The following is an 8,351-nucleotide window of genomic DNA, read 5'->3' as shown; positions in this document are numbered from 1 at the left end:
CGGTCTCATTCCGAACCCGGAAGCTAAGCCCTCCAGCGCCGATGGTACTGCACTCGGGAGGGTGTGGGAGAGTAGGACGCCGCCGGACTCAACGTGACAGACGAGGGCCACCCCGGACGGGGTCGGCCCTCGTCTGCGTTTGTGCGTTCAGGCCCTAGTAACTTTGAGTGTTGAGGCCAAGCCCCGCGACGACTGGGCCGCCGTATCGGAAGGATTGATCCGTGACTACAGGACCGCACGACGGCGGCTCCAGCAACCGCGACGACGAGCGCCGGCCAGCCCGAGGTCAGGACGGCGAGCACTCACGCGGCGGACGATCCTCCGGCGACCGTGACCGTGGTGGCGACCGGGACCGCGGCGGTTACCGCGGCGGCAGCGGCGACCGGGGTGGCTCCCAGAGCGGCGGCGACCGCGGTGGGTACCGCGGCGACCGCGACCGGCCGCAGGGCGGATACCGCGGCGGCGACCGTGACCGTGGGAGCTCCCAGGGTGGCGGCTACCGCGGTGGCGATCGTGACCGTGGTGGTTACCAGGGTGGCGGCGACCGTGGCGGTTATCGCGGTGGTGCGGGCTCCCAGGGTGGCGGCGATCGTGGTGGGTATCGCGGTGGTGACCGTGCGGGCTCCCAGGGTGGTGGCGACCGCGGTGGGTTCCGTGGCGGTGACCGTGACCGTGGTGGTTACCAGGGTGACGGCGACCGTGGCGGCTATCGCGGTGGTGCGGGCTCCCAGGGTGGTGGCGACCGTGGCGGGTTCCGGTCGGACCGGCCGCAGAGCGGTGGCTCCCGCGACCGCGCCGGTTACCAGGGTGGCGGCGACCGCGGTGGGTTCCGCGGTGGCGATCGTGACCGTGGTGGTTACCAGGGTGGCGGCGACCGTGGCGGCTATCGCGGTGGTGCCGGCTCCCAGAGCGGTGGCGACCGTGGTGGGTATCGCGGTGGTGCCGGCTCCCAGAGCGGCGGCGACCGTGGCGGGTATCGCGGTGGTGACCGTGCGGGCTCCCAGGGCAGTGGCGACCGCGGTGGGTTCCGTGGCGGCGATCGTGACCGTGGTGGTTACCAGGGTGGCGGCGACCGCGGTGGTTACCAGGGCGGCGACCGTGGCGGGTATCGCGGTGGTGCGAGCTCCCAGGGCGGCGGCGACCGTGGTGGGTATCGCGGTGGTGACCGTGCGGGCTCCCAGAGCGGCGGCGACCGCGGTGGGTTCCGTGGCGCCGATCGTGACCGTGGTGGTTACCAGGGTGGCGGCGACCGCGGTGGCTACCGGGGTGGCGGCGACCGTGGCGGATATCAGGGTGGTGGCGACCGCGGCGGATTCCGTGGCGGCGACCGGCCGCAGAGCGGTGGCTACCGGGGCGACCGGGAGCGCAGCGGCTACCAGGCCGGCGGCGATCGTGGCGGCGACCGGCCGCAGAGCGGTGGCTACCGGGACCGGGATCGGCCGCAGGGCGACCGTGGCGGGTTCCGCGGGGGCGACCGCGACCGCGGGGGCGTCCGGGACGACCGGGGTGGCTTCCGTGGCGGGGACCGGGATCGGCCGGCCGGCCGTAGCGGCGGGTTCCAGGGTGGAGACCGGCCGCAGGGTGGCGGCTACCGGGATCGGCCGCAGGGCGAGGGCTTCCGCGGCGGTGACCGTGACCGTGGGAGCGCCCAGGGCGGCTTCCGGAGCGATCGGGACCGGGGCGGCTACCAGGGTGGCGGCGACCGGGACCGCGGCGGGTTCCGCGGTGACCGGCCGCAGAGCGGTGGCTACCGGGACCGTGACCGGCCGCAGGGCGACCGCGGCGGGTACCGCGGTGGTGACCGCGACCGTGGTGGTTACCAGGGTGGCGGCGACCGTGACCGTCGGGACGACCGGGGCGGGTTCGGTGGTGAGCGGGACCAGGAGCGGCGTGGGTTCCGCAGCGACCAGGATCGGGTCGAAGAGGCTCGCGGCGAGGAGCAGGCCGCGTTCAAGGCGCCGGAGATTCCTGAGGAGATCGTCGCCGGCGACCTCGACAAGGAGGTCCGGTCCGAGCTGTTGTCGCTTGCGCGCGACATCGCGGACAGGGTCGCGCGGCACCTCGTGGCGGCCGGGCAGATCATCGACGAAGACTCCGAGCTCGCTCTGCAGCACGCGATCGCAGCCCGGCGGCTCGCGTCGCGGATCGCGGTCGTGCGGGAGGCGGTCGGGCTCGCCGCGTACGCGGCGGGCGACTGGACCACAGCGATCGCCGAGCTGCGCACGTACCACCGGATGACCGGGCGCCAGACGCACCTCGCCGAGATCGCCGACAGCGAGCGGGCCCTCGGCCGGCCGGAGCGGGCGATCGACCTCTATCGCGGCGCCGACATGGAGGCGCTGGACAAGTCGGGCGCGATCGAGCTGCTGATCGTGGCGGCCGGCGCGCGCGGCGATCTCGGCCAGCACGACGCGGCCGTGGCGATGCTGCAGGTGCGGGAGCTGACCCAGGACGACGACGCCGAGTGGGCGGCGCGGCTGCGCTACGCGTACGCCGACGCGCTGCTCGCGGCCGGGCGGCGGGACGAGGCGCGGGAGTGGTTCAGCCGGGCCGCGGCCGTCGACGAGGACCAGCTCACCGACGCGACCGAGCGGCTGCTCGAGCTCGACGGCATCACCCTCGAGGAAGACGAGGACGACGCCGACGAGGACGCCGACGAGCGCGCCCAGGACGACCGCGCCCAGGACGAGCGCGACGAGGACGACCGCGACGACCTCCGCGACGAGGACGACGACTTCGACGAGGACGAGGACGAGGACGACGACCTCGACGAAGAAGACGAGGACGCTGACGGGCTCGAGGCTCGCGGTGCCGGACTGCCGGACGACGAGGACGACGACTTGGACGAGGTGGAGGACGACCTCGAAGAAGGCGACGAAGAGGACGAGGCGATCGCCGCGTTCGAGGACGACGTCGAGGCGAAGGCCAAGGCCGACGAGACCGGGACCGACGAGACCGGGACCGACGAGGACCGGGCCGAGGAGACCGGGTCCGACAAGACCGGTGCCGACGAGCGCGGGGCCGAGCTGAACGGCGAGGACTCGGGCGACGAGGGCACGGGCAAGGCCGACAAGTAGGGGCGACGCGGGCCGGGTGACGACCGACGAGCGGGCGAGGCGAGGGGCGAAAGCGCGTGAGTGACGGGCTGGCGGGCGGCTACGACCTGGTCATCTTCGACCTGGATGGGGTCGTCTACCTGATCGACAAGCCGATCCCGGGGGCCGCGGAGGCGGTGGAGCGGCTGCGCGGCGACGGGATCGCCGTGGCGTACGCGACCAACAACGCCTCCCGCCGGGCGGCCGACGTCGCCTCGCTGCTCACCGGGATGGGTGTTCCGGCGAAGCCGGACGAGGTGCTCAACTCGGCCGGCGCGGCGGCCGCTGTGCTCGCGTCGCGGCTGCCGGCGGGCGCGCCCGTGCTGGTGGTCGGCGCGGACGCGCTGGTGGCCGAGGTGCGTGACGTCGGGCTGACGCCGGTGTTCTCGTTCGAGGACAAGCCGGCCGCCGTCGTGCAGGGCTACGGCCCCGAGGTCGGCTGGCGGATCCTCGCCGAGGCGGCGCTGTCCGTTCGGGCCGGCGCCACCTGGGTGGCCACCAACACCGACCGCACGCTGCCCAGCCCGCGCGGCCCGCTGCCGGGCAACGGCTCGCTCGTGGCCGTGCTGCGCACCGCGCTGGGCCGGGAGCCCGACGTGATCGTGGGCAAGCCGGAGCCGGCGTTGTTCACCACCGCGGCGTCGCTCTCCGGCGCCCAGCATCCGCTCGTGGTCGGGGACCGGCTCGACACCGACATCCAGGGCGCGGTCGGCGCCGGCATGGACAGCCTGCTGGTGCTCACCGGCGTGAGCGGCCCGGCCGAGCTGCTGGCGGCCCCGCCCGAGCGGCGGCCGACGTTCGTGGCCGCCGACCTGAGCGGGCTGTTCCGGCCGGCCGAGGACCTGCGCCTGCCGTTGCGGCTCGACGCGGCCGGTGGGTGGCGCCTGACCCGTACGGGCGACCGCGCGGCGCTGGACGGCGACGGCGACCCGATCACGGCGCTGCGGCTGACCTGCGGGGCGACGTGGGACGGCGTCCCGGTGGAGGCGCTGGAGGCAGTTTCCCCGGCGGCGGCCACTCTCCTCGAGAACTGGGGTCTGTAGCAGAAGTTTCGATTCTCGGCGGCGAAGCCGGTTGCGTTGATGATCAGAGGTATGCCCTCCGCCGGGCTCGACCAGTTGGCCGCCGGGCGCTGACCCGTCGATCGAGAGGTCCGATTCCCGCCAGCTTCGTGGGGTCGCGGGGGCGAGCATCGAGGTATGCATCTGGTACCCGGACTCAAGGTCCTCTACTTCGGCACCCCCGTCGTGCTGGTCAGCACGCTCAACCCGGACGGCACCGCGAACCTCGCGCCGATGTCCTCGGCGTGGTGGCTCGGGCAGTCCGCGATGCTCGGCATGGGCGCCAACAGTCAGACCGCGGCCAACCTCCAGCGGCACGGCGAGTGCGTGCTCAACCTGCCCTCGTCGATCATGGTCGACGCCGTCGACCGGATCGCGCTGACCACCGGCAAGCGGGAGATCACCGATTACAAGCAGAAGCAGGGCTATCGGTACGTGGCTGACAAGTTCGCGCTCGGCGGGCTGACGCCCCAGGAGTCTTCGCTGGTGGCGCCGCCGCGGGTGAGGGAGTGCCCGATTCAGATGGAGTGCCGGGTGCAGGCGGTGCACCCGTTCGGCCCGAGCGCCCACGGGTACGAGGTGACCGTTCTGCGGACCCACGTCGCGGAAGAACTGGTCATTCCGGGCACGTCGCACATCGACCCGCTGCGGTGGGATCCGCTGATCATGAAGTTCTGCGACTTCTTCGGCGGCGGCATCAACGTCTACCCGTCCCGGCTCGCGGAGGCCTGGCAGATGCCTACCACAGCTTCCGCAACTTGAGCAGGTCGAACGGGTTCGCCTTGATGGAGATCTGACGGGACGCGATCGCGCGGGTGACGTCGAGCTTGCCGGTCAGCAGCGCGACCAGGTCATCGCTCTTCGCCGTCAGAGCGATCTTGGCCTTCGAGTCGTCGCCGTCTTCGATGTCGAGCAGCCGGCCGCCGCTGAGCCGGGCACGGAACGCGGTCGCCAGGTCGGGAACACGGCACGCGAGCGTACGCTCGAAATCGAGCTTGCCCTGCGCGTCCGCGTTCGCCGCCAGCTTTGCGGCCAGGCCTTCCAGAGCCGTCCGGCATTCGTCCACCGTGGCCATCCAACACCCCTTTGTTGCGACACCGCTCGCAATTGCGCACCGTACCTCACGATCGCATGCGAACCGCCCGGTAGCGTGACACCCGACGTGAGCCCCGAGAGGAGCGAGAATCATGCCGGACGCATGGCGGGCGTATCTGGAGATGGCGCTCGGACTGACCGAGACACCGCGTAAGCGTGCCCAGAGGGCGGTGGGCGATCTGGTCAACCGGGGCGGTGCGACCGCCGCCCAGCTGCAAGGACTGGTCGACGACCTGTTGCAGGCCGGCATGGCCAACCGCGAGGCGCTGACCAACATCGTGCGGTACGAGGTGGACCGGGCACTCGGCGTGGTCGGGCTGGCCACGGCCGAGGAGGTCACCGAGCTGAACACGCGGGTGCGCGACCTCGAGAAGCAGCTCAAGGACGCGCAGTCGCACGGCGTTCAGGACGGTGGCGCGCCCGAGGCCGGGATCGGCGGGACGCAGCTGGAGAGGCCGGCGCCGCTGCCCAAGAAGGTGGCCAAGAAGGCGGTGGCCAAGAAGGCGGTGGCCAAGAAGGCGGTGGCCAAGAAGGCGGTGGCGAGCAAGGCGGTGGCGAGCAAGGCGGTGGCGAGCAAGGCCGTGAAGGCGACGCCCAACGCGATGCCGACGGCGGGAACGACGCCGGCCGGGTCGGTGGGCAATGCGGGCGCCTCGGCACCCGCCCCGGCCTCGGTTTCACCGGCTTCGGCGCCCGTGAAGAAGGCGCCGGTGAAAACGGTGGCGAAGAAGACGGTCGCCAAGAAGGCGGTGAAGAAGGCGGCGCCCGAGGTTTCCCCGGCGCCCGAGCCGCTCACCGCGCCGATCGCCGAAGCGCTTTCGCCGGCCGAATCCGCCGTGCTTGCCGAGGCGGCCGGCTCACCGGCCGCCAAGAACGCGCCGGCCAAGAAGGCGGCCAAGAGCGCGCCCGCGAAGAGGACCACGCCGGCGAAGAAGGCGGCGCCGAGCACCGAGCCGGAGAATTAGTCCATGACCTTCCCGTACAACCCGCAGCCGGGCCCTCGTCCGGGTCCGCCTCCCGGCGGCTTCCGGCCCGGGCCTCCGCCCGGCGATGGGTTCCGGCCCGTGCCTCAGCCTGCGCAGCCGCAGCATCCGCAGCATCCGGGGTACGCCGAGCCGGCCGCCGCCGAGCGCCGGATCGTCGAGGAGACCGGGCACCCGGTCGTGGACGCCGTGCTGCGCTCGCTCGCCAACGCCGCGCAGCTGACGCCCGGCGAGCAGATCGCCGCGTACGAGGCCGCGCACCAGGTGCTCCAGGAGACCCTCTCGAGCATCGAGGGCTGAGCGGATGGCTCGTCGTGCCCGGCTCGACGCCGAGCTGGTGCGCCGGAAGCTGGCCCGGTCCCGGGAACAGGCCGCGCAGCTGGTCGAGGCCGGCCGGGTCCAGGTGCACGGCACGGTGGCCCGCAAGGTCGCCGCGATGGTCGATCCGGCCGACCCGCTGCTGGTGACCGGCGAGGACCCGGCCACCGAGTACGTCTCCCGCGGCGGCCACAAGCTGGCCGGGGCGTTGCAGGCGTTCAGTGGCCTGGTCGTCGAGGGCCGGCGCTGCCTCGACGCGGGCGCCTCCACCGGCGGCTTCACCGACGTGCTGCTGCGCGCCGGCGCCGCGCAGGTGGTCGCGGTCGACGTCGGCTACGGGCAGCTCGCGTGGCCGATCCGCACCGACGAGCGGGTCGTGGTCCTCGAGCGCACCAACGTGCGCATGCTGACCCCCGAGATCATCGACGGGCAGGTCGACCTGACCGTGGCCGATCTCTCGTTCATCTCGCTGCGGCTGGTGCTGCCCGCGCTGGCCGAATGCACCCGCGCCGGCGGCGACCTCGCGCTGATGGTGAAGCCACAGTTCGAGGTGGGTAAGGAGAGGGTGGGCGCGGGGGGCGTCGTACGCGACTGGCGGCTGCGTGCCGAGGCCGTGCTGGACGTGACCGCGGCCGCGGCCGGGCTGGGCCTGGGCGTGGCCGGCGTGACCGCGAGCCCGCTGCCGGGGCCGAGCGGGAACGTCGAGTTCTTCGTCTGGTTCCGCCGCGACGCGCCCGCGGCCGATCGCGCGGAGATCGAAAGAGTGGTCGCCGCGGGACCGTCCGGGGAGGTAGCTTCTGGCGCGCCGGAGATCGACGGGGCGCCCGGCGGGGCGGAATCCCCGGCACGTCGGATGGAGGACGAATGACGCGGTCGGCCCTGCTGGTCACCCACACCGGGCGGCGCCAGAGCACGCAGCACGCCACGGCCGTCGCGCGCGACCTGCTCGAGGCCGGCTTCGAGGTGCGCGTGGTGGCCGAGGAGGTCGCCGACCTCGACCTGCCGGCCGAGGTCACGCCGGTCACCGGGCCGGAGGCGGCCGAGGGCGCCGAGATCGTGCTGGCGCTCGGCGGGGACGGCACGTTCCTGCGCGCGGCCGAGCTCGCCCGCCCGGTGAAGGCGCCGCTGCTCGGCATCAACCTGGGCAAGGTCGGCTTCCTGGCCGAGGCCGAGGTCAGCGACATCGACCAGGCCGTCAAGGAGGTCGTCGACGGCACGTACAAGGTGGACGAGCGGCTCACGCTGGACGTCCGCGCCGAGTACGGCGGCCGGGTCATCGCCGAGTCGTGGGCGCTCAACGAGGTCAGCGTCGAGAAGGGGCAGCGGGCGCAGATGCTCGAGCTTCTGGTCGACGTGGACGGCCGGCCCCTCGCGCGGTACGGCTGCGACGGCGTGGTGTGCGCCACCCCGACCGGCTCCACCGCGTACGCGTTCTCGGCCGGCGGCCCGGTGGTGTGGCCCGAGGTGGAGGCGCTGCTGCTGGTACCGATCAGTGCGCACGCCCTGTTCTCCAAGCCCCTGGTGACGGCGCCGACCTCGTCGTTCGTGGTGACCGTCGACCCGTACACGTCGTTCGCGGTGCTCTGCTGCGACGGCCGCCGCACGTGGGACCTTCCGCCCGGCGCGAAGGTCACGGTGGAGCGCGGGCAGCTTCCCGTACGCCTGGTGCGTCTCGCTCCGAAGCCGTTCACGGATGTCTTGGTGGCGAAGTTCGCGCTACCTGTCGAAGGATGGCGGGGTAATCGACGCTGATCGTGGGAACCGCGGTGGGCAATTGTCGGTGGGCCCCGTTACTGTCT

At 72.9% G+C, this 8,351-nt stretch carries 9 protein-coding genes and 1 rRNA gene; 8 read left to right on the top strand and 2 right to left on the bottom strand.

From position 1 onward, the window contains the following. Nucleotides 1-88 (top strand): 5S ribosomal RNA (rrf, locus tag ACIA5D_RS49225); the annotation flags it as partial. A 214-nt stretch (nt 89-302) separates the two neighbouring features. Here the strand turns inward: rrf and ACIA5D_RS49220 are convergent. Beyond that, complete coding sequence (locus ACIA5D_RS49220) at nt 303-2,114, bottom strand: hypothetical protein (protein ID WP_396037650.1); 1,812 nt, start codon at nt 2,112-2,114, stop codon at nt 303-305. Here ACIA5D_RS49220 and ACIA5D_RS49215 point away from each other — a divergent pair. From ACIA5D_RS49215 to ACIA5D_RS49205, 3 genes are all read left to right on the top strand, one after another. Next, nucleotides 2,064-3,077: a hypothetical protein gene (locus ACIA5D_RS49215; protein ID WP_396037649.1), complete on the top strand. Its 1,014-nt coding sequence runs from the start codon at nt 2,064-2,066 to the stop codon at nt 3,075-3,077. The two genes, ACIA5D_RS49220 and ACIA5D_RS49215, sit on opposite strands and share 51 nt — an antisense overlap. Nucleotides 3,078-3,133: 56 nt before the next feature. Continuing rightward, nucleotides 3,134-4,138 (top strand): HAD-IIA family hydrolase, encoded by a 1,005-nt coding sequence (locus ACIA5D_RS49210; protein ID WP_396037648.1) that lies wholly within the window; start codon nt 3,134-3,136, stop codon nt 4,136-4,138. 156 nt (nt 4,139-4,294) lie between these two features. After that, a complete protein-coding gene (locus tag ACIA5D_RS49205) occupies nt 4,295-4,918 on the top strand; it encodes a flavin reductase family protein (protein ID WP_396037647.1) in 624 nt (207 codons plus the stop codon). Here ACIA5D_RS49205 and ACIA5D_RS49200 read toward each other — a convergent pair. Next, nucleotides 4,896-5,231, bottom strand: a complete 336-nt coding sequence (locus ACIA5D_RS49200) for an alkyl sulfatase C-terminal domain-containing protein (RefSeq protein ID WP_396037646.1) — start codon at nt 5,229-5,231, stop codon at nt 4,896-4,898. The two genes, ACIA5D_RS49205 and ACIA5D_RS49200, sit on opposite strands and share 23 nt — an antisense overlap. Before the next feature lie 112 nt (nt 5,232-5,343). Here ACIA5D_RS49200 and ACIA5D_RS49195 point away from each other — a divergent pair, with 112 nt between their 5' ends. The 4 genes from ACIA5D_RS49195 (at nt 5,344) to ACIA5D_RS49180 (ending at nt 8,304) form a co-directional block, all read left to right on the top strand. Next, the gene (locus ACIA5D_RS49195; protein ID WP_396037645.1) at nt 5,344-6,216 is read left to right on the top strand and encodes a phasin family protein; all 873 of its coding nucleotides are present in this window, start codon (nt 5,344-5,346) and stop codon (nt 6,214-6,216) included. A gap of 99 nt (nt 6,217-6,315) precedes the next feature. Next, nucleotides 6,316-6,534 carry a hypothetical protein gene (locus ACIA5D_RS49190; RefSeq protein ID WP_396037644.1) on the top strand — a complete coding sequence of 73 codons (219 nt, stop codon included), beginning with the start codon at nt 6,316-6,318 and terminating at the stop codon, nt 6,532-6,534. 4 nt (nt 6,535-6,538) lie between these two features. Then, entirely contained in the window at nt 6,539-7,420 is an 882-nt protein-coding gene (locus ACIA5D_RS49185; protein ID WP_396037643.1) for a TlyA family RNA methyltransferase, read from the top strand. After that, nucleotides 7,417-8,304 (top strand): NAD kinase, encoded by an 888-nt coding sequence (locus tag ACIA5D_RS49180; RefSeq protein WP_396037642.1) that lies wholly within the window; start codon nt 7,417-7,419, stop codon nt 8,302-8,304. Before ACIA5D_RS49185 ends, ACIA5D_RS49180 begins: the two co-directional genes overlap by 4 nt. Nucleotides 8,305-8,351: the final 47 nt, after the last annotated feature.

Origin of the sequence: Actinoplanes sp. NPDC051513 (genome assembly GCF_044454685.1) — a bacterium.
Lineage (GTDB): Bacteria > Actinomycetota > Actinomycetes > Mycobacteriales > Micromonosporaceae > Actinoplanes.
Note: the sequence above shows the minus strand (reverse complement) of the source record. Positions and strands in the feature narration are given on the sequence as shown.